The sequence below is a fragment of the Sporosarcina cascadiensis genome (assembly GCF_009650995.1).
GTDB classification, from domain to species: Bacteria; Bacillota; Bacilli; order Bacillales_A; family Planococcaceae; genus Sporosarcina; species Sporosarcina cascadiensis.
The window spans coordinates 197,868-219,770 of sequence record NZ_WHVV01000002.1 but is presented as its reverse complement, the minus strand read 5'-3'; the positions used below and the strand labels follow the sequence as shown (position 1 = coordinate 219,770).

The following is a 21,903-nucleotide window of genomic DNA, read 5'->3' as shown; positions in this document are numbered from 1 at the left end:
AAGCATCTCCCCCTCCTTAGTCCCCAGACTCATTTATCCGAAATTCCCTAGTAAAATATAATCATTTAATAATCTGAATGTTTAAAAATCCGTAATATCGGTTATAATTGATCATATCGCGGGTATGTCAAGTAATAAGGGCGTTGACCCGTGACATTACATAAAGGAGTGATGAGCGATGAACTTGGAAAAGACGATTGAGTTTACGTGGCAGGACTTTGCAATGGGCCTTGGCGGATCTGGACTTTTCGTACTGGCGCTCCATTTCCTGACACTATGAGGACATGGTCGATACAGTTTCAGTCAACATAAAAACACCTCGGTTTTGACGCATGTATGATGCGGTTCAACTGAGGTGTTTTTTAATTGGTGATAGTCATCAAATCAGTCGCAGTCCTTCCGTCAACTCCTTAAACAAGAGCCGGTTTTTCGTTTCCAGCGCATAATCCACCATGCGTTCCCAATTCTCTTTCTCCAATTGCTGCACCAATCCCTCTGCTTCACGCGCACTTTCCTCTTTTAGATGGCCTTCCACTTCCATCGCTCCTTCGAGTATAGTCGACAAATGCATATGCAAATCGGAAACTAGCAATAATTGATAAAGTGGGATCCTGATGAACCGACTCCCCCGCTGAAAGACAAATACCTCTCCTAAGTTCTCAATTTGCAGACTTTTCGTATTGATGATAATCTCCTTGCCCTCAGACGGTACAAACTGGAACACTTCGTCATTCTTTTTAATGGAAAAATACTGATAGGCGAATACAAGACGTAAGTTGAACTCTTCCTGACTGGTGAAAAAGGGCTTGATTCGCTGGATGAGCAACATGATGTCTCCCTCCTTGTTAATTTAATGAATATTCCGATTATTAATAATATATCACAATTAGAAGGCTTTTGTGAATGATATGTGTCCAGTTCCATCAAATATGTCAATAGATTTTCGGTTCTACACTAGATTCTATTTTTGATAACTTGTCCAGTACTCATTGAGGTTTGAACGGGTTGTGTATTTGTAGTTTTAACCCGCTTCGGCGCTGGGGGATTGCCTTACGATATGAGCCTACTGGCGAAAGGCGTGCCAGCAGTCTCACAGCAACGGCCGACCCCGCAGTTGCGCCTTCGCTGACGTGGGGAATGTATATCATGTAGCTTTTTTGGCAGAGTACGAGTTTAGTTGGTGTGGTTTGGTTGCTCGATTACGCAATTGTATTAACTACAAGAATCTTAGCCTTTGCAGAATGATAAGTAGTGCATGAAACACTTCACCTACCGTAATAATCTCTAATATTATGCTCATACTGCATACCCACACAAAAAGTTCTGAAAAACCAGCCAGTGTACCGGAGTGGAAGACGGCGACTCGGGGAGGATCAGCCCGATAGGATGAGACAACTAAGGGGAGCGAAGCGAAAATAGCGTGTAGAAAGAACCCTGTATTGCCTTAATTTCTGCAAAGAGCGCAGAAATACGGCAAAGCGAACCCTTCGCTGTTCGCTTGGCTCACCGAGGGCCCTCCCGAAAGCGTCCGTCTGGAACGCAGGGAAACGGTCTCCTCCTACTTACCACGTTTCATATCACAGACACTTCAAAAATGAATCTTCCACCTTCTTCTCAAGCAGTGGTAAAGCACTCCGGAAACCGCTATAATAGAGGGAATGCTTTTTTATAAGGAGTTGATTCGATGCAAATGACGATTGAACGCATCGCAAATTTGCACGAACGTGAAATTGAAGAATTCATGAACCATATTAAACATACATTCCAGCCGACTGTGCCGCAGCAGGCGGAGACCGTCCGCAAGGCGGCTTCTTTAGTCCGCATGAACGCAATCGGCGCCTACCGCTACACACAAAGCGAACAGTCGCTGATGGCCAACATTTCAGGCACGGAGTCGGAATTCGCACGGCTTTCTTTTCAGACGATGGAGCCTTACTGCACCTGCCTGAACGACAGCTGGTGCGCGCATCAGATCGCGGTCGTCTTTCATTTGTATTCGCAGTTTCATTCGCTGTCGGACTGGCTGCATAACTGGCGGCAGTCCGGCTCGGTGCAGACGCAGCTCTCTATCCAGCAGCGTACGCCGGATGCCTGGATTTCTGCTTTGACACAACTGGTGAAGCCGCTCGGGGAACTCGATCACAAAGACGGACCGACGGGCTTTTTGCATTACGCATCGAAAATCGAACAGCAGAAGACGCGGCTTTCTCCTTTTGAATGGGAATGGAAGCCGCTCTTTACGCTGTACTACGAATTAACGCTGCTACAGGCGGCCTGGCGGTTCCTGAACAGCGAGCTATCATCGAACGATTCCTATCAGTACGGCAAGTGGCAGCTGACGATCTGGCTCAATGAACAGCTGTCCGAATTGAAGGCCGGCATTATTCAGCTGAGTTCGAAATCCCGGCTGTTTGAAACCGATGCCTTCCATATCAGGCTGAAGGATCTGATTCATTCGTTTGCAGTGGAAGAAGACGGCTTATTCTCGAAACGTTTTGAGGCGTTCAGGCTCGTTTATACAGAGCTCTATACCGATGAAGCCGAATTATCTGAGGCAATCCGCCGCCTGGAAAATGAAACTTCGACGGATGCTTCGCTGTTCCGTGCATTTCTTTATTTGACGTCGGGGCGTTTTGACGAGCTGGATCGCGAATTGGAAGTGCTGGATCCGACGGCTGTTCCGCAGTGGCTGGCGTTTGCGCTGTATGCGAAAGAGGACGAGGATTTTGACATTGTCCGGTCGATTATGCTGCAGCTGCTTCCCCACCTCGCGGACTATTATCAGCAGCTGGCTGTCCGCAACCGCCCGGCTTTTGCGGAAGATATCGATCAGCTGCTGGCATTATCGGATGTACCTGAAGAACAGCGGGACCAGCTGTTTCAGTCATACGGACCGGAAGCGAACCGCGCGTACGGGCAATTTTTATTCGAAAGAAGCCGGTATGACGAGTGGGCTGCGCTGATGCATCTGACCCGGAATTCAGTCGATATGATTGATGGCAATGCGCTGAAAAAGGCACTTGCCGAAGATTCGAGGGCGGTATTCCCGCTGATGCATGCGGAAGCTTTGAAATTAGTAAAAGAAAAGAATCGCGACAGTTACCGCCGTGCCGTGCGTTTATGGAAGCAAATGAAAACGGCTGCCAAACGTGACGGCCGCAATGAATTTTGGAACCGTTATATCAACACAGTCCGCCAGCAATTTCCCCGCCTGCGTGCACTGATGGAAGAAATGGAGAAAGGAAACTTGCTGCTATGACCCAATCGAACATCTTGCAACTTGCCTTGGAATTAACGCTGAAAGAAGGACAGGACGGTGCGTTCCTGGTCAGCGCGAATGTCGCCGGAGAACTTCGGGATATTTCGTCGGACATGCTCGTATCGTATTTGTTTTATTCGGATGAACCGACGCTGTACGGCATGCTCGTTCCGCAGCGTGACGGCTGGATTGACGTGACGATTGATGAATTGCTGCGCTTGTTTTCTTCTGCAGGGCATCCGTATGTTCATTATGCAGGTGCGACAGAAGAAGATGACGATGTGCTGACGGCGATTCGGGAAGCGGCACGGCTCTGGCAGGACCCTAAGCTGTTTTCGCATATCCAGGCAACCGACGGAGGTTTAACGTTTGATATGCAGGAAACCGGTCTGTCGGATCAAGCGGGACGCTATGTTTCGCTGGCTGTCCGCGGTCAGCTGGCGACGCTCGGTGTGTCCATGAAGGATTTCCCTGCGCTGCTCCCCCACTTCCAGCAATACGGCTGGCCGCATAGTGAATCCACTAAGCTGCCGTTCCGTGTGGCGCTGCGTTTGACGGAGCCCGATATTGACGAGACGGACTGGCTGCTGGAGACCATCCTGATCAGCGAACGCGGTGCGCAGTGGTCGCCTGCGATTCGCAAAGTACATGCTCCGATTGAGGAAGCTTTGCCTGCTGCACGTAAGAAGTTTGCACCGGATATTCAGGAACGTCAGGCGGAAATGGCAGGGATTTTCCGTTCCATTGAGCTTGCTGCGGAAGATCAATTTGTCCATGAGCTGCTGAATGATGCGCAAGTGCGGGTGTTTATTCAGGAAGACCTGCCTCTGTGCCAGGCATTTGATTATCCGGTAATTCTGCCGGCGTGGCTGAAATCGGTTACGGAGACGAAGCTGAAGATCCGGACATCTGCCGGCATGCAGTCATACCGTTCATCTGCGAGTCTCGATCAGGTGCTGTCGTTTAATTGGCAGTTTTCATTGGCCGGAGAAAATATTGACCGTGAGCAATTTCAGCGCATGGTGGATGAGAACCGTGAATATATCCGCGCGGGCGATGAGTGGTTTCATTTGGATCCGGCGTGGCTTAAGCGGATCCGTGAGTTGATGGAGCAGGTGGATGACGGCGAGTGGACGGTGAAGGATCTGCTGTTCCATGAGGTGCCGGAAGAGATTGCGCCGGTGCTGGACGAGGAAGATGAGGATGATCCGCTCGTGGCGTTCTCGATGCAGCAGTCACTGCGTAAGGTGATGACGATGCTGCAGGAGAAGAAAGGGCTGCCGGAAGTGCCGGTGCCGGAATCGCTGCAGGCAGAGCTTCGTCCGTATCAGCAGGAAGGCTTTGAATGGCTTCATTTCATGCGGGCTAACGACTTTGGCGCCGTGCTGGCTGACGATATGGGACTCGGAAAAACGGTTCAGCTCATTGCCTACTTATTGTATGTGCATGATTTGCCGGAGACGAATTCTCCTTCGCTGATCATCTGCCCGACGAGTGTCATGGGCAACTGGCAGAAGGAGCTGGAGCGGTTTGCACCTTCTTTGCGGGTGCATTTGCATTATGGAACGAACCGGGCGCGTGAGGAACAGTTCGGCGAGATGATGGCCCGGCAGGAAGCAGATGTAATTTTGACGACATACGGCACCGCCACGCAGGACGGCGAGATGCTGTCGGAATATACATTTGCGAGTGTGGCGATCGATGAAGCGCAAAATATCAAGAATCTGCAGACGAAGCAATCGCGGGCGATTCGCAAACTGCACGGCGTTCACCATATTGCGCTGACCGGTACGCCGATCGAAAACCGACTGTCTGAGCTGTGGGCGATTTTTGATTTCATTCATAAAGGCTATCTCGGCAGTTTCCGCAAGTTCAGCGAGGAATTTATCGTACCGATTGAGCGGGATGACCTCGAAGCGGAGAAGCGGAAATTGCGCGCGCGCATTCAGCCGTTCATGATGCGGCGGACGAAAAATGATCCGGCCTTGCGCTTGAATCTGCCGGAGAAACTTGAGCAGAATGAATATGTTCCGCTGACGACAGAGCAGGCAGCGCTTTACGAAAGCTTTGTCGATGAGACGAAGTTTAAGCTGGAAACGCTGACCGGATTTGAGCGCAAAGGTTTGATTTTGAAAATGCTGAGCCGCTTGAAGCAGCTTTGCAATCACCCGGCATTGTTCTTGAAAGAAACGCAGGTGCCCGCTTCCGAGCTGACGAAACGTTCTAATAAACTCGCGCGGATCGTCTCGATGGCCGCGGAGATTGCGGCGAACGGCGAGCAATGCCTGATCTTCACGCAGTACATCGGTATGGGCCAGATGCTGCGCCAGTGCCTGTCGGAGCTGCATGGCATTGATGTGCCATTCTTGACGGGCAGTATGCCGAAAGGACAGCGCGATGCGTTGGTCGAAGCGTTCCAGAACGGCGAGTTCCCTATTTTCATCCTGTCGCTAAAAGCCGGCGGCACTGGATTGAACTTGACGCAGGCGAATCACGTACTGCATGCGGACCGCTGGTGGAATCCCGCTGTCGAAAACCAGGCGACAGACCGCGCGTACCGGATCGGCCAGACGAAGTTCGTGCACGTGCATAAGTTTGTGACGGTCGGGACAATTGAAGAGAAGATTGACCAGATGCTCGGCGAGAAAGCGGCATTGTCAGCCGATTTGATTCATTCGAGCCAGTGGCTGACGGAGCTAAATGATCGCGAGCTGGAGGATTTGCTGAGTTTTAATTGAGATGGGTTTGGCGGGGCGGGGTTTGAGTTTGGCGCGGTGCGACGCCGGTTTGGTTCGGCTGATGCCGGTTTGGTTCGGCTGATGCCGGGTTTGGTGCGGCTCCTAGCCAGAGAAGCTTCGCGGATGATCATAGAATCCGCTCAAGCGCTCATTGCCCTGCCCCAGCCGCTCATACACACCGGCTGCATGATCATTCGCCCAAACCGCGTGATCATAGCGCACACCGGCGTGATCATTGAACCCGCCCCCATACTCATAGCCCAACACTTCCCGCAATACAACCAAAGAAAAGACCAGCATCTCGAGCGGATGCTGGTCTTTTCTTGTTATTTTCTGACGGATGGGACGAAGAAAGGATTCGAGGTGTTTGTTTCGAGGTAGTTCAGGCGCTCGTTGAGGTTGGCGATGATGCGGATCAGCTGACCGATTTGGGTTTCGAGGCGCTGGATATCTTGCTGGGAGACGGGAGGGTGGTGTTTCGAGAGGGTTTTCTGGTTTAGAGTCATGGAGTTCACTTCCTTTCCGCAAAGATTCTTTATGTATCCCGCCGGCTCGCTGCTGGAAGTGGTCTCCAGACGCACGTGCGGCGGATGAGTCGGCGTAAACTTATTCAGTTCCTATGCTGAATAGCTGGTTCTCTTGAGGGGTCCCCACCCCCGCACAGAGTGTTTTCTTTCGGCGAATATGCTTGTTTGTAGTGTCTTTCCAGTTTTCTCTTTTTTCGTTTCTCTTCGATTATAGGTACTCATTCTCGGAGTTGATCATGAGTGAAAGTGACTGCGATGAACGGCCGATTTGCCTGTTTCTCTCCCCCCTTCTTTTCGAGTGATGCAAGTATTAGAAAATAGGCAGTGCTTGTCCTTTTTCAGCGACTTCAAATTGGGACGCTTCGTCAGTTGATTGCGCTTTTATTTCTGTTTCATTCGGCTTCGCTGACTTGGATGAAAGAAAACGGACATCTGAGCAAACAACTTCTGTGACATACACTTTTGTGCGGTCTTCACGTTCATAGCTGCGCGTCTGGATGCTGCCGCTGACGCCCACGAGCGATCCTTTGCCACAGTGGCGAACGAGATTCTCCGCAGTTCTTCCCCAGACAGAGCACAGGACAAAATCTGTCGCAATCTCACCGTCTGCGTTTTTGAAGGTGCGGTTGATGGCGAGAAAGAATGTCGTGTTGACTCTTCCTGAAGCGAGCTCCTTCAGTACAGGATCTTTTGTGATGCGCCCAACTAACGCCACTTGGTTCACTGGTTTCTCCTCCTTTCATTAGGTTGAGCTAATCTTATGACAGAATGAACCGTCCTGGCAAAGCGGCAAAATTCATTTTTGGGATCGATAATGGGCTGATTTATTAATTTTCATTCGGCGGCTTATTGTGGAATCCGCATAGCTATGATCTTTACCTGAATAGATCCTCACGCATTAATGAATTTTCGGCTGTTTCGCGTTTTTGTGCTATACTGAGGAAAATTGTACCGGGGTGATTTCGAATGAAGACGTTTAAAATGATTTCAGTAGAAGTCATGCAGGATGACGGAGTGCTTCCATTTCCTCTGTATGACGGCATTATTATCAATCAGGAAAACAGCCACCGACTATGGGTGCTCGAGTTGTTTATCGATGAAAAATATAAAGATATTATGGAAAAGTGGAAGACGGAGAAAACGATATTGACTGTGCGGGTGGTCATTTCCTATCCGGGGAATGAACCTGCGTCGTTCATTGTGGCGGTTGAGGACTGGAGTCAGATCGGAGAACGTATTTCCGTGCTGATGAAAGGCCGTCTGGAACGCGCCCGGTCGAAGTATGCGGAGCATTTGCTGGAGGAGCTGCTCGAAGACGGCTTGGAGGGCGATGCCTTGCTGGAGCAATTTGAAACAGCGATGTGGGACCGGCCGAAGCTGCGCCGGGATAATATGCCTGCGGAATAAAGAATGCGGAGCTGTCACTTTTGTGGCGGCTTTTTTTTAAGTTTGGGCTATGAGCACGGATGGAACGAGTATGAGCGCCAGCCATGCGGGTATGATCACGCGGACTGTCTTTATGATCATTCGGCCGCCGAGTATGATCGTGCAGCGCATATGTATGAGCGGTTGTGCGATGTCTATGAGCATACGCAGATTTCCGCAGCAAACTAAGACCAGGAATGTTGGTTACGAGCGCCACAGAAACGGTTTCGAGCGCGCAGACACAGTTTTGGAGCGTTTGCCCCGGCGTTACGAGCGTCTGAAAGTACTTTTCGCGCGCTTGAACAGGCTTTTGGAGCGTCTGGACATGTTTTTCGCGCGCAAAAATAGGTTATTCGCGCGTTGAGACAAGTTTTTGGTGCGTCTGGACGTGTTTTTCGCGCGCTTGGACAGGCTTTTGGTGCGTCTGGACGCGTTTTTCGCGCGCCCACCTGCGTTTTTTCTCGTCTAGACAGTTTTTCCCCATACTAAAAACGGCCCCTGCTACTGGCAGGAGCCGTTTTCGACAGCTGGAGCATTATCGGTTGTCTTTACGATCTTCGTCACGAATGATGCCGTCCGGCGCTGTGTCGCTGCTGTTCGTTTTGTCTTGAATGGTGCTGTCATCGCGTGCGCCGCGATTACCGTTTTCCCCATCCATCAGACCGTCGTCCAGATCTAAGTTTTCATCGAGCGTGTTCTGGTTGTTGTCGTCGATGATTCCTTTGCGGTCCTCGTTCATGACGCCGCCGTTGTTCCCGTTATTCTCATCGAGACCATCGAGATTCGGGCCCATGCGCTTGTTGTCGTTTGACGTGTTGTCTCGCTCCATATTCTCCATCGGTGTTTCATTGTTGTCTGGAAGAGCGCCGTTATCCGTGTTACAAGCCGTCAGGACGAGTGCAGATGCAAAGACTGCTGGCAGTGCTTTTCTGATCATAAAAAAATTCCTCCTTTTTGCGTGCTGTCAATCATACGCTCCGGTACGATCTTTGTTAGCTTGTGCGAAAAGGGAGGAACTATTCATGTTACTTCTTTTGTTGCTGTGCCTTGGCTTCCAATACATTTTGGACGTATAAAGCTTCTGCTTTACAGCCATATTCATAATGGGTATCAAGCTTTTCCTGCAGGATTTCAATCTGTGCGATCTGCTCCTCGGAAGGCGGGTCGTTGAGGATGCGGACCAATACTTCTTCCACACGTTTTGCCAAGTCCTGATGAAATTTGGGATCTGCTTTGATTTCTTCAGGGATCTTCTCATACCAAAGCGCTTTGGTCGTGATGTATTCACGCCAGCTCGCGTAAAATTGTTCTATATCGTACTTTTCTTCCGCCCAGCCGATATCGCTCATATATTGCTCGAACGACTGCGAAATGGAACGGGTAATACTGCTTTTTATATTTGGAGAAAGCTTTTTAAACATGCTCTTTTGTAACCTCCCACTGTATGCCGGTGATGGCAATCCAATGTTCATTGTATCAAATTTTCACTTCTATGCAAACCGTGAGTTTTTCGCTGATTCACTGCTTTTGCACAGGACCTAGGGCAAATGTGATTTCCGTTTCACATGCGACTTCACCGTCAACAGTGGCAATCGCTTTTCCTTTGCCGATTGTTCCGCGCAGACGAACAATTTCGACTTCAAGGCGAAGTGTATCGCCGGGTATTACTTGACGCTTGAACCGGCAATTATCGATGCCTGCAAAAAAAGCCAGACGTCCTTTGTTTGACTCCATTTTCAATAAAGCGACGGCACCGACCTGCGCGAGAGCTTCTACGATGAGAACGCCCGGCATGACCGGATAGCCTGGAAAATGACCGTTGAAGTACTCTTCATTGATGGTCACATTCTTCCGTCCTACAGCACGTTTGCCTTCTTCCAGTTCTTCGATGCGATCGACCAATAAAAATGGGTAGCGATGCGGGATAATTTCTTGAATCTGCTCTGCTGACAGCATAGGAAAACTCTCCTTTGTTCGAGTATGTCTCGTCCGTTACATTTTCATTCACAACAGTAGATAATGAAAAATTATTTGCCATTCATTATATCAAAAATATGCTGCCATGTGTCTTTTTGGAAGACATCGCCTGCTGAACCGTCACCTACGACGCTGAAGCCGATGATGGCGCCGAGCAGTGCAGCCAGGACCATAAGGGCAAGCAGGATCAGCAGGCGCAGCCAGATGGGGAACATGCGGATGCGCACCCATTTCAGTTCGCCGGCCGGCACTTCCTGTTTTTTCGGATTTTCTTTCGGGCTTTTATTCGGCCATTTGGCTTTGATGCGCGCCCAGAAGTTTGCGTCTGTTTCAGCCTTTTTATGACGATCGTTACGCGAAGGCTGATTCGCTTCAGCGGCCTGCGGGATCTGCTTTTCAGTTGTACGATTTTCATCTGTCATAGTCAGTACTCCTATTGCACGCTTAGCGGATGCCATTTATTAGACCCAGCATTTGATCAGCCATCGTTACAGAACGTGCATTAAATTGATACGCACGCTGCGCAGAAATCAAATCTGTCATCTCTTTTTCATAATTGACGTTGGATGCTTCAAGTGCCTGGTTTTGCAGGCCGATCTGACTGCGTCCGGCGCCTGTTAATTCTGTCAGTAAATCATTCGCCTGGATACCGAGTCCTGCAAGATCTGCAGGCATTCCAAAGTTCGTTGCAGAAAGCTGCACCATAGAATTAGGCTTTTCCAGTACCGTCACACCGAGCTCGAACGTCTGACTTCCACCCGGCTGCGTCACTTCAAGCAAACCGTTTGGATGGACGTGGTAATTCGTTGCTTGTCCTGAAAACATGATCGGGCGCCCGGAGCTGTCCGCCACAGGCAATCCCTCTTCATTGACGAGCATATTCTGGCCGTTATCCATCGGTGATACATAGAAATTCCCTTTACGAGAATAAATGATTTCTTCTCCGCCTTCACCCGGCTGAATCAAATTAAAATATTGTTTCGGTTCCGTCAGGGCAAAGTCCAGCTGGCGGTCCGTCACTTGCAGCGAACCGACTTTCCAGTTCATTTGAACACCGCCCAGCCGTGAGCCGGTTCCCATGCGTATACCTGCTTCTGAACGGCGGTCGGCACGGTCAGCTTTATCGTTATTCATCTGCTGGTAAAGCAGTTCTTGAAATTTAGCGTCAGTCGATTTATAGCCGTGTGTAGCGGAGTTTGACAAGTTATTTCCAATCATATCAAGCTTATGCTGCAGCTGGTTCATCGTGTTGACTGCTGTGGTCATTGTGCGAATCATAAAAAGCGGCTCCTCTCTTGCTTGGACAATCCATAATCAGCGAGCATCAGTTGACACGTCCGACTTCATTTACTGCTTTTTCCATGCTGCGGTCATAGGCCTGTAAAATCTTTTGATTGGCTTCAAATGCACGATATGCCGTCAGCATGTCAGTCATGGCGCGCGCTGCGTCCACATTGGAATCTTCCAGGAAGCCTTGCTGCATAGAGTAATTACCGCCCATCGGCAGCGCCTGTCCGTCCGGTGCCCGGAACAAACCGTTATCGAGTTTCGACAGCAGATCCGGCTCTGCGGAGTATGCTACACCGAGTGCAGCTGCCTGTCTGTCTCCCTCGAAAATGATGCCTTCTTCCGTAATACGGATATCATCGCCGGTAAGTTCAATGCGGTTGCCGGTTGCGTCCAGCACATACAGTCCGGACGGGTTTGTTAAGTAGCCTTCTGCACTGACAGTGAAATTTCCGTTCCGTGTGTAGTATTGTTCGCCATTTTCGCCTTCCAGCGTGAAAAATACCGTTCCGGCTACACCTGTCTCTTCATTGACATCCATCGGTCCGTCGATCAGTGCAACATCTGTCTTCAATTCTGTTTCCCGCAGCTGACCTTGGGCGAATAAAGGCAGAGTTTCTTGCATATAAACGCCGGTGGACAGTCCGCCTACCGGTGCAAGTCCTTTAAAATTCAATCCTTTTTCCGTCGGCACGCGCGCTGCATCGAGACGAGACATGAACATCTCAGGAAAAGCCCTGATTGTCGACTGCTCCGCTTTAAAACCAGGTGTATTGACGTTGGCCATATTGTTCGCAAGCATCTCCGTTCGGCGCTGCTGTGCGATCATGCCCGATCCTACCGTGTAAAAACCACGAAACATTCCATTTCACTCCTTTTATTCCGTTCTCGACTTCATTCGCTAGATGCGAAAGAATGATACTTCTTATTATACACTAATTTCCGGTAAAATGTCGTTATCTGCGTGAACGTGCAGCAGATTTCCCCACCGTCTCCAGCAGGACGCCTGTCCCGATAGCCACACAGTTCAGCGGATTTTCCGAAATGAACACCGGCACTTTTAATTCTTCGGACAACAGCATATCGATTCCATGAATCATCGCACCGCCGCCTGTCAGGAACACACCGAGGTCGATGATGTCCGCAGACAGTTCAGGCGGTGTCTTTTCGAGTACGTTTTTTGCAGCCTGGACGATTAAGTTCACCGATTCTTGCAGCGCTTTATTGATTTCTTCAGAAGTGATGGTCACGGTCTTCGGAAGTCCGGAAACCATATCACGTCCTCGGATATCAATTTTACTCGGCTTGGCTTTTTCAATGAACACCGTGCCGACTTCCTTTTTAATCTGCTCGGCAGTGCGGTCACCGATCAATAATTTATGCTGTTTTTTAATATGCTGGATGATGTCGTGATCGAACTGATCGCCTGCGGTGTTAATGGATTCCGACGATACGATGTCGCCCATCGATAAAACGGCTACATCCGTCGTGCCGCCGCCGATATCAATGACCATATTACCGGTCGGCTGGAAAATATCCATACCCGCGCCGATCGCTGCGACTTTCGGTTCTTCTTCCAGAAATACTTGCTTGCCGCCGGACTTTTCAGCTGCCTGGCGAATCGCTTTCTGCTCGACGCTTGTGATATTTGTCGGACAGCAAATTAAAATTCTAGGCTTGGATAAGAAACCTTTGACATTTAATTTATTAATAAAGTGACTGAGCATAGCTTCCGTCACATCAAAATCTGCAATGACGCCATCTTTCATTGGACGCACAACGACGATGTTCCCCGGCGTCCGCCCGACCATCTGGTACGCCTCATCCCCGACAGCCAGTACTTTTTTTGAGTTTTTTTCAATTGCCACAACCGCGGGCTCGTTGATGACAATGCCCTTCCCCTTCACATGAATCAATAAGTTGGCTGTTCCCAGGTCAATCCCTATATCTTTCGAAAACATCGCTGTCGCTTCCCCTTCCACCCTGTTTATATGTAGTATTCTAACTATGAATTGTATCATATTTCCTATTCGAATGTCATAGTTCGTTAGGATATTTATATTTACTGTCGGAAAATGCTGGAATCCGGCCGGGCCTATGAGCGTTTGCGGGGGCTGTATGATCACGGCGGCGTGCGTTATGATCACGCGAAAGCCTGGTATGATCATGGATCCAGGCGGTATGAGCGGCTGGCGCAAGAGTATGAGCGCTTGAGCCATTTCAATGATCACGGCGGCAGAATTCATTCGAATTAATGTCAGCAGCCCAGTCAGGCGCCCCAATATGCCGCTGAACCGCGCTAAAAGGGTCCGGCCGCGAACCAAAAATGCAGTCGCGCGCACCATTCCCGCTGTTCCCAATGAAAATAATCCCGCTATGAGCGCGGAAGCAGTCCCAATGATCACTTCGGCGTGCGTTATGATCACGTGGCAGCCTGGTATGATCACGCATCGGGGCAGTATGAGCGGCTGGCGCGGGAGTATGAGCGCTTGAGCCGTATCCATGATCATGGCGGCAGAAGCTTCATTCGAAATAATGTCTGCCGCCCAGCCAGGCGCGTCGTCCAAATGAAATGCACAAAAAAAAGAGACTGCACAAGAAATCATCCCATCTGATTTCTCGTTCAGCCTCTCTCCACATTCATTTAAAAGCCGTCGTCGCAACGATCGCTTTCTTCCAGCCGGCATACAATTCTTCCCTTTTTTCCTCTTCCATGTTTGGCTCGAATGTCCGGTCCAGACGCCAATGGGACGCTATCTCGTCACAGTTCTCCCAGAATCCTACAGCCAGCCCCGCAAGATACGCAGCTCCAAGTGCTGTCGTTTCATTAATCGTCGAACGTTCCACTGGTACATCCAGCAGATCGGCCTGAAACTGCATCAAGAAGTTATTGTCAACGGCCCCGCCATCCACACGCAATGTTTTTAATGAAATTCCTGAATCCGCTTCCATTGCGTCGAGCACGTCTTTCGTTTGATAGGCCAGCGATTCCAATGTCGCCCGCACGAAATGATCTTTCGTTGTCCCGCGGCTTAATCCGAAGACTGCGCCTTTGACGTCACTGTCCCAGTATGGCGTTCCGAGTCCGACAAATGCCGGGACTACATAGACTCCGTCCGTTGAATCCACGCGGTTTGCATAGAGCTCACTTTCAGAAGCGTTACGGAACATCCGCATCCCGTCGCGCAGCCATTGAATTGCAGATCCCGCCACGAAAATACTGCCTTCGAGTGCATACTCTACTTTGCCGTCAATCCCCCAGGCAATCGTTGTCAATAGACCGTGGTCGGAAGTTACGGCTTTCTCGCCTGTATTCATCAGCATGAAGCAGCCTGTGCCGTACGTATTTTTCACCATGCCGCTTTCAAAACATGCTTGGCCGAATAAAGCTGCTTGCTGGTCTCCTGCGATCCCTGCGATCTGTGCTTCATGGCCAAAGAAATGCGCTGTATCGGTAGTTGTATAAATCTCAGACGACTGGCAGACTTTCGGCAGCATGGACGCCGGTATATCCAGAATTCCGAGCAGCTCCTCGTCCCATTTCAATTCGTGAATATTGTACATGAGCGTTCTAGATGCATTAGAATAGTCCGTCACATGCGCTTTACCGCCCGACAGTTTCCAGATGATCCACGTGTCCATTGTACCAAACAGCAAATCGCCGTCTTCTGCACGTTCCCTCGCTCCCTCTACATGATCAAGAATCCATTTAACCTTGGTGCCTGAGAAATACGAATCGATCAACAGTCCCGTTTTGCTGCGGAATAATTCGCTGTGTCCTGCTGCTTTCAGTTCTTCGCAAATTCCTGCCGTCTGACGTGACTGCCAGACAACCGCGTGATAGATCGGATCTCCGGTATGCTTGTCCCACACCACAGCGGTTTCTCGCTGATTGGTAATGCCGATTGCTTCAATTTGCGAAGCAGCGATATTTTTCTCTGACAGCACAGCCGCAATGACAGATAAAATCGAACTCATGATTTCATCCGCATTGTGCTCCACCCAGCCAGGTTTCGGAAAATATTGCGTGAATTCCTGCTGCGCCGTGTGATGGATTTCTCCTTTCGAATTAAATAAAATCGCACGGGAGCTTGTCGTTCCCTGATCAAGTGCCAAAATATACTTTTCTGCCATCCTGCATTCCTCCAATAGACTCGTTTTACTTACTCGAATCAATGCCGTCTGTGAACGATTCCCACAATTCGTGGTCGGAAGTAGTCACCGCCACCGCGCCTGCACTGAGCGCATCGTCGATATGTTTCTTCGTGCGGATCAAGCCGCCGTTAATAATCGGAATGCCTGTTTGTTCCTGCACTTCTTCGATAAGTTCAGGAATAACCCCCGGCAGCATTTCAATGAAATCAGGCGCTGTCTGCTTGATCAATGAATAGCTTTTTTCGAGCGCAATTGTATCAAGCAAGAACATGCGCTGGATCGCAATAATTCCCTTCGCCTTGGCTTTTGCGATCATATTCGAGCGTGTAGAGATGATGCCGGCAGGCCGAATATCATTGCAAAGGAAGTCTGCAGCAAAGTTATCCGTCTTCAAGCCCTGAATCAAATCCGCGTGAATGATCAGTTTCTTACATCGCTTGTCCGCCTCGTGCTTCAACGTCTTTACATTGCTGATATGCACTTCCAGCAGAACGATGTATTCAAACGGGCTTGCCAGCAGCCTTTCAAACTGTTTTGCCGTACGTGCTGCCGGCAGGATTTTCTGGTTGTGAAAAGGCATGTTTTTGCGCTCTCCTCTCACTGCTTTTTTCTATACTGTCAAACCACAGTCGTAGCTTTCCTGATTTCCTCATTCAATTCCTCTTCGTACTGTGTGCGCTGGTCCCCGGACCATTTCAAAATAGCAGCCATTTCATTGAGCACATCCATCTTCCCTGCCCGCACATTAGCGATATGGAAATACAGATCGCCCGTCCGGCGCACGAAAAAGTCCGTCGGTTTCACGGTCATTTCCTGTTCGATCGCATAGCGCAGTTTCACGTACAGAATGCGGGGCATGTCTGTCGCCGGCTCATACGGAATCGCAAATACTTGATCCACATTCGAGCCGTAGAGCGCCGCCAGATGACGGCTTTCACGTTCTGTGAAACCTGCCGCCTGTCCGCGTTCGACCGCCTGGCGAATGAAACGCTGGTAGTTGGATGATCCGCCGATGTCACCGCCGGAAATCGGGAAATGCTTCGTGATGCTGCGCGGGAATTTACGTCCCGTTTCATTGGACAGCTGACGTACGACTTTGTTGACGACGGTCTCTGCCATTTTACGATATCCGGTCAGTTTTCCGCCAGCAATCGTAATAAGCCCTTTTTCCGATTCCCAGATTTCGTCTTTACGGGAGATTTCCGAAGGGCTCTTGCCATCCTCATGAACGAGCGGGCGCACACCTGCCCAGCTGGACTCGACGTCCATTGCCGTGATGTCTACTTTTGGGAACATATAACGGATTGCATGGAGAATGTACGCACGGTCTGCTTCTGTAATTTGCATTTCATTCGGATCGCCTTCATAAAATGTATCGGTCGTGCCGACATAGGTCTTCCCTTCACGTGGTATGGCAAAAATCATCCGCTTGTCCGGCGTGTCGAAGTATATCGCCTGTTTCAGCGGGAACACGGACTGATCGAATACGAGATGGATGCCTTTTGATAAAATCAAGTGCTTACCCGATGTTGTGCCATCCAGATCCTTCACTTCATCCACCCACGGGCCCGTCGCATTGATGACTTTTTTCGCCTGGATCGTCAGCTTTTTATTCGAAGTCATGTCCTGTACGTGCACGCCGTCGATTTTCTGCCCGTCATCATAGGTGAAGCCCGCCGCCTTCGCATAATTCAAGATGACCGCGCCTTTTTCCGCCGCCGCTTTCATCACTTCAATCGTCAGCCGTGCATCATCCGTCCGGTACTCTACGTACATCCCGCTGCCCTGCAGTCCATCTTTTTTCACTAACGGTGCCTGCTTGATTGTCTGTCCGACGTTCAGCATCGTTCTGCGCTCGGACTTTTTTACCCCTGCCAGGAAATCATAGACCTGCAGGCCGATCGCTGTCGAGAAACTGCCGAACGTCCCGCCTTTATGGAACGGCAGCAGCATGCGTTCAGGTGTCGTGACATGCGGTCCGTTTTCATAGACGATGGCCCGTTCTTTGCCGAGTTCCGCCACTTCCTTAATTTCAAACTGCTTCAGATAGCGCAATCCCCCGTGCACAAGCTTTGTCGAGCGGCTGGACGTGCCGGAAGCGAAATCCTGCATCTCAATCAGCGCCGTCTTCAAACCGCGCGTAACGGCATCCAGTGCAATCCCTGCCCCTGTAATACCGCCCCCGATTACCACTACGTCAAATAACTCCGAATCCAACCGATCCATTACTTCTTGGCGCTTCATTGCTGAAAATGTAGTCATGCTGCTCTCTCCTTTAAAATGTATTCTTTTAATCAATCACGCCTCGGAGTGATGGCGTCTGGATTTTGAATCGTGCTTGCACGATTCAAAATCCATGACATCCGCCGGAGGCTTTTTTATCTGTTTACAGATAAAAAAGAGACCTCAAAAGAACGATTGCACTCGACAATCACTCTTTGAGGTCTCTCAATAACTCAAACCAGAAATATTAACTTGTCTGTATTGTATCAAGCCGGCGAATAGATTACAAGTAATGGGACTCTTCACTTGGCATCCGCCTTCTGCGCGGGGATTTCATTTTTCCATTTTTGACGGGTCGCCTCTCCTCCGCGCAGGTGGCGGATTGATTTATGGTAAGCAAGGATTTCTGCGACTTGCTCCGACAGTCCCGGATCGACGTTCGGCAGCCGCTCGGTCAAATCTTTATGCACCGTGCTTTTTGAGTAGCCGGTGGCACTGGCCAGCGCGCGCACGGTCAGTTTCGTTTCGATCAGCAGCTTTCCGAGACGTACGCAACGCCTTCTAATTTGCTCGTGCACGCCCTCTTCCTTTCTCTCTTCACTCTTCACTCCTTTAGGTACTGTATTGTATGCGTTCTCTTCCGAACATATGAAAAAGCCATTCCGGGGGGCTGGAATGGCTCAGGAAATTCAGTATTAAAATGCTAGGTAGCTGTGCGGATTGACTGCTTTGCCTTCTTGATGGACCTCGAATTGCAAATGAACGCCCGCTTCCGGATTCCATTCATTCTGCGTTGTCACTGCGAGTACTTGTCCTTGCTGGACTTCATCGCCCTCTTTAACGAGAACGCCTGTCAATGAACCGTAGACTGTCGTCATGCCGTCTGCGTGCTTGATCTTGACTTCCGTGCCTTTGAACGAATCCACAATGACTTCCTCAACCGTTCCGCTCATGGCTGCAACTGCTTCGAACGGCTGTCCGTCCATTGAAATGGCCAGGCCATTGCTGGTGACATACGTTTGTTTAAAAACGAGCAATGCTTTTTCGCGTGTAGCTTCATCTGCTGAAGGATCATAAAACTCTTGTAAAATAGCGACTTGGTCCAGCTGGTCTTCATGGAATGGATACTTCAGTGTTTCTTTGTCCGCGTTCGTTTCCACCGTGACATCTTTATTCGGCTGATCGATCTTCGCCACATCGGATGTAGCAACTTCATCTTTGCCTGTCATAGCGGAGTATCCCCATACCATGCCGACAAATAAAAGCGCGACTCCCGTATAAATGGCAGGCCAGAACCAGCCGTTTTTTGCTTTTTTGCTATCCTGAGAAGGGATCTTTGGTTTTTCTTCTCTCATTGTCATCACCTCACTTGCATTCTTTGCAAGTTACGGGGATTTTAAACATTCTTCTCCTGATAAATTTATTTTTTGTATGCGTGTCCCTGTATAATAGTGGGAAATTATCTGTTCTGCGGTCCAGCCTTTCTGCGCAAATGCTTCCGCACCGTACTGGCTCATCCCGACGCCATGCCCGTAGCCAAGCGTTGTAATATGAACAATTTGATTATTCACGTCATAGGCAATATTAAAATCCGTCGACGCCAAATTAAGTTTCTCTCTGATCTGCCGCCCGCTCGCTTCATACTGGCCGGCAATAATTTTCTGAACCCGGCCTGTTGGATTCCTGACGAGCTGCAGCTCCCGGAATTCATTGGCATCCCAGTTCAATTGGAGCTTGCGGTTCCATTCCGTCAGCGTCATCTGCAATTTACGCTCGACTTCAGGCGCCACGTCCTCCTCCCCCGGACTTTCTACGCTTTGCAAGTACTCTACAGGATTGCCGCTGAAGTTCTGCGCAGCTTCCGTCTGGCCGTTAGATGTAGAGAAGAACATCGCGGAGATGATTTCCTCGCCGTGAACAACAATGTCCCCCCTCGTCGATTCGGCAGCTGCCCGGATCTTTTTCTCATTCTGCTTAAACGACTTCCCCCAGCGTTCCTTGCGCTCAGCTTCTGTCCGGTACACTTGCGCCGACACATCCTTCGCAATCGGCTTCTTTCCTTTATCCGTATTGCGCGCCGCATAGGTACGCGCGGCAATCACCTGGGCCTTCAGCGCTTCCTCATGGAAATCAGCCGGCATCTCGCCAGCCACAACTCCCACCACATACTCTTCCAATGAAAGCGGCTCGTCCACCCCGGTGACCGTAATCATAATATCGCACGTCTTCTCCTTTCGCTGTTCTGCCAGCTTCAGCTCTGGCGCTTGTTTTAGCAGGATTGGAATAAAAAATAAAGTTAGAATGATGAATAAAAGGAGTAGTTTTTTGTACATACTGGACTATATGCAGCTGTGGAGATTTTCATTCGTGGAATGGAAGAGGGATTCAAGATCGCAAAGCAATCAATTACGCCTCGGCGTAATTGGTCCAGATTTTTTTCGAGCTCGCTCGAAAAGCTCCCTTGAAAAATCTGTGACATCCGCCGGAGGCTTTAACTTAATTCAGCCGGAGTTTGGCACTTTCACTGAATTTTGCTGAATTAAGTTAAAAAACCATGAACAGTTTATGGCTGTCCATGGTGTTGATTTCATTAAACCAGTTGTGTTGCTTCGGTAACTTCCTGTTCAGATGAGACGCGTGTAATATCGGCACCCAGTGCTTTGAGCTTTTTGTCGAAGTCAACATAGCCGCGGTCTAGATGAATGAGTTCAGTAACACGAGTGACCCCTTCTGCAACGAGGCCGGCTAAGATTAATGATGCAGCGGCACGTAAATCAGTTGCTGCGACTTCAGCTCCCTGAATCTTGGATGGTCCGGATACGATTACAGAGCGTCCTTCAATCTTTACGTCAGCATTCATACGGCGGAATTCCTCCACATGCATGAAGCGGTTTTCAAATACGGTTTCCGTCAATACACCTGTACCTGTTGCCGTCAGCATCAATGCCATCATTTGTGACTGCATATCAGTAGGGAATCCTGGATGCGGCATCGTCTTCAAATCGACTGCCTTTAATGGATGTTTCGCTGTAACTCGAACTCCTTCATCCAATTCCGTTACCACTACGCCCATTTCCGTCATCTTGGAAATCAAAGCAGTGGAGTGTTCAGGCACTGCGTTTTCAATGACGATATCTCCGCCAGTGATCGCGGCTGCCACCATGAATGTTCCTGCTTCAATACGGTCCGGAATAATGTGGTGGACAGAAGCATAAAGTGTAGAGACACCTTCGATACGGATATTGTCTGTACCGGCGCCGACTACTTTACCGCCCATTTCATTAATGAAGTTCGCCAAGTCCACGATCTCCGGTTCTTTTGCAGCGTTCTCGATCACAGTGGTACCTTCAGCCAATGCAGCAGCCGTCATGATATTTTCCGTCGCGCCGACGCTTGGGAAATCCAAGTAAATCTTTGCGCCCTTCAAACGTCCGTCAACTTTTGCTTCTACATGACCATGTCCAAAAGTGATTTCAGCCCCCATCGCTTCGAAACCTTTCAAGTGCTGGTCAATCGGTCTTGAACCAATCGCACAGCCGCCAGGCAATGCAACTCGGGCAAATCCGTTACGCGCCAATAAAGGCCCCATTACTAAGATGGATGCTCTCATTTTACGTACAAACTCAAATTGCGCTTCATCCGCCAGTTTTCCTTGAGAGTCGATGATCACTTCATTGTTCTCCGGGTTATGCGTAATTTTCGCGTTTAAGCTTTTAAGTACCTCATTGATTGTCCGAACATCAGACAAGTTTGGCACATCACGAATCACGTTTACCCCTTCAGATGCCAATAAAGCAGCTGCTAAGATCGGCAGTACCGCATTCTTCGCACCTTCTACACGCACGTTCCCTTGTAAAGTCCGTCCGCCGTTAATAATAATTTTTTCCACCACTAGCCCCTCCGAGTCAAGTTTATCCTTCGCCCACAACTTATTATCATCAATAAACATTTCTGTTGTTATATTCAGCACATATCCATTCAGTAAATTCACACATAAAACACATTCTATTGTACCCCGTAAAACTTTACTAGACAAGTAACTTCAGGCGCAGTTTTTGAGTATTTCATACGTAACCTAGTATATGTGGCTTTTTGACACAATGTGTATATTACAAGCGATGTAATATTGGACATATTTATCGTAATACCCTAGTTTAAAAGACAGTACACACTTTTCGACAAATTAATTTACGCACGGCGTGTAGTTTGTATATTGTGTGGCGTGTTAAGAGTTAGTTGTAAATGGTTTTGCAGTTGGGATTTGCGCTGCAGACGGTACGCTTTCCGGAGGGCCCGCGGTGAGCCAACTTGG

General features: G+C 49.4%; 21 protein-coding genes. 3 read left to right on the top strand and 18 right to left on the bottom strand.

The annotated features are described in order from the left end of the window. Window positions 1-379: 379 nt before the first annotated feature. Complete coding sequence (locus GDZ68_RS03380; protein ID WP_153720874.1) at window positions 380-829, bottom strand: transcriptional regulator; 450 nt, start codon at window positions 827-829, stop codon at window positions 380-382. An 855-nt stretch (window positions 830-1,684) separates the two neighbouring features. On the opposite strand from GDZ68_RS03380, the gene GDZ68_RS03375 reads away from it, so the two are divergent. Together GDZ68_RS03375 and GDZ68_RS03370 are read left to right on the top strand one after the other, a co-directional pair. After that, window positions 1,685-3,259, top strand: a complete 1,575-nt coding sequence (locus GDZ68_RS03375; RefSeq protein ID WP_153720873.1) for a hypothetical protein — start codon at window positions 1,685-1,687, stop codon at window positions 3,257-3,259. Beyond that, window positions 3,256-5,997 carry a DEAD/DEAH box helicase gene (locus GDZ68_RS03370; RefSeq protein ID WP_153720872.1) on the top strand — a complete coding sequence of 914 codons (2,742 nt, stop codon included), beginning with the start codon at window positions 3,256-3,258 and terminating at the stop codon, window positions 5,995-5,997. Before GDZ68_RS03375 ends, GDZ68_RS03370 begins: the two co-directional genes overlap by 4 nt. Before the next feature lie 102 nt (window positions 5,998-6,099). On the opposite strand, the gene GDZ68_RS03365 is transcribed toward GDZ68_RS03370, so the two are convergent. The 3 genes from GDZ68_RS03365 to GDZ68_RS03355 form a co-directional block, all read right to left on the bottom strand. Further along, a complete protein-coding gene (locus GDZ68_RS03365; RefSeq protein WP_153720871.1) occupies window positions 6,100-6,297 on the bottom strand; it encodes a hypothetical protein in 198 nt (65 codons plus the stop codon). Window positions 6,298-6,323: 26 nt separating this feature from the next. Beyond that, entirely contained in the window at window positions 6,324-6,503 is a 180-nt protein-coding gene (locus GDZ68_RS03360) for a hypothetical protein (RefSeq protein WP_153720870.1), read from the bottom strand. 331 nt (window positions 6,504-6,834) lie between these two features. After that, window positions 6,835-7,248 (bottom strand): single-stranded DNA-binding protein, encoded by a 414-nt coding sequence (locus tag GDZ68_RS03355; protein ID WP_153720869.1) that lies wholly within the window; start codon window positions 7,246-7,248, stop codon window positions 6,835-6,837. 242 nt (window positions 7,249-7,490) lie between these two features. Here GDZ68_RS03355 and GDZ68_RS03350 point away from each other — a divergent pair, with 242 nt between their 5' ends. Beyond that, on the top strand, window positions 7,491-7,931 hold the full coding sequence (locus GDZ68_RS03350) for a YwpF family protein (RefSeq protein WP_153720868.1): 441 nt from the start codon (window positions 7,491-7,493) through the stop codon (window positions 7,929-7,931). Window positions 7,932-8,484: 553 nt separating this feature from the next. Here GDZ68_RS03350 and GDZ68_RS03345 read toward each other — a convergent pair. From GDZ68_RS03345 to murA, 14 genes are all read right to left on the bottom strand, one after another. Next, window positions 8,485-8,886 carry a hypothetical protein gene (locus GDZ68_RS03345; RefSeq protein WP_153720867.1) on the bottom strand — a complete coding sequence of 134 codons (402 nt, stop codon included), beginning with the start codon at window positions 8,884-8,886 and terminating at the stop codon, window positions 8,485-8,487. Between the two features lie 88 nt (window positions 8,887-8,974). Next, entirely contained in the window at window positions 8,975-9,370 is a 396-nt protein-coding gene (locus GDZ68_RS03340; protein WP_228550988.1) for a hypothetical protein, read from the bottom strand. 97 nt (window positions 9,371-9,467) lie between these two features. After that, entirely contained in the window at window positions 9,468-9,905 is a 438-nt protein-coding gene (gene fabZ, locus GDZ68_RS03335) for a 3-hydroxyacyl-ACP dehydratase FabZ (protein ID WP_153720865.1), read from the bottom strand. A gap of 71 nt (window positions 9,906-9,976) precedes the next feature. Beyond that, entirely contained in the window at window positions 9,977-10,348 is a 372-nt protein-coding gene (locus GDZ68_RS03330) for a DNA-directed RNA polymerase subunit beta (protein ID WP_153720864.1), read from the bottom strand. 22 nt (window positions 10,349-10,370) lie between these two features. Then, window positions 10,371-11,204, bottom strand: coding sequence for a flagellar hook-basal body protein (locus tag GDZ68_RS03325; RefSeq protein ID WP_153720863.1), 834 nt, complete (start codon window positions 11,202-11,204; stop codon window positions 10,371-10,373). Window positions 11,205-11,250: 46 nt separating this feature from the next. After that, window positions 11,251-12,075: a flagellar hook-basal body protein gene (locus GDZ68_RS03320; protein ID WP_153720862.1), complete on the bottom strand. Its 825-nt coding sequence runs from the start codon at window positions 12,073-12,075 to the stop codon at window positions 11,251-11,253. A gap of 94 nt (window positions 12,076-12,169) precedes the next feature. After that, on the bottom strand, window positions 12,170-13,174 hold the full coding sequence (gene mreB / locus GDZ68_RS03315) for a rod shape-determining protein MreB (protein WP_153720969.1): 1,005 nt from the start codon (window positions 13,172-13,174) through the stop codon (window positions 12,170-12,172). Between the two features lie 679 nt (window positions 13,175-13,853). Further along, window positions 13,854-15,347, bottom strand: a complete 1,494-nt coding sequence (gene glpK, locus GDZ68_RS03310) for a glycerol kinase GlpK (RefSeq protein WP_153720861.1) — start codon at window positions 15,345-15,347, stop codon at window positions 13,854-13,856. A 25-nt stretch (window positions 15,348-15,372) separates the two neighbouring features. Beyond that, window positions 15,373-15,948, bottom strand: coding sequence for a glycerol-3-phosphate responsive antiterminator (locus tag GDZ68_RS03305; RefSeq protein WP_153720860.1), 576 nt, complete (start codon window positions 15,946-15,948; stop codon window positions 15,373-15,375). Window positions 15,949-15,986: 38 nt separating this feature from the next. Further along, complete coding sequence (locus tag GDZ68_RS03300) at window positions 15,987-17,630, bottom strand: glycerol-3-phosphate dehydrogenase/oxidase (RefSeq protein WP_153720859.1); 1,644 nt, start codon at window positions 17,628-17,630, stop codon at window positions 15,987-15,989. 263 nt (window positions 17,631-17,893) lie between these two features. After that, window positions 17,894-18,169, bottom strand: coding sequence for a sporulation transcriptional regulator SpoIIID (locus GDZ68_RS03295; protein WP_153720858.1), 276 nt, complete (start codon window positions 18,167-18,169; stop codon window positions 17,894-17,896). A 117-nt stretch (window positions 18,170-18,286) separates the two neighbouring features. Further along, complete coding sequence (locus tag GDZ68_RS03290; protein ID WP_309296373.1) at window positions 18,287-18,946, bottom strand: M23 family metallopeptidase; 660 nt, start codon at window positions 18,944-18,946, stop codon at window positions 18,287-18,289. 30 nt (window positions 18,947-18,976) lie between these two features. Further along, a complete protein-coding gene (gene spoIID, locus GDZ68_RS03285; RefSeq protein ID WP_153720857.1) occupies window positions 18,977-19,924 on the bottom strand; it encodes a stage II sporulation protein D in 948 nt (315 codons plus the stop codon). A 257-nt stretch (window positions 19,925-20,181) separates the two neighbouring features. Next, window positions 20,182-21,480 (bottom strand): UDP-N-acetylglucosamine 1-carboxyvinyltransferase, encoded by a 1,299-nt coding sequence (gene murA / locus GDZ68_RS03280; RefSeq protein WP_153720856.1) that lies wholly within the window; start codon window positions 21,478-21,480, stop codon window positions 20,182-20,184. Between the last annotated feature and the right edge of the window lie 423 nt (window positions 21,481-21,903).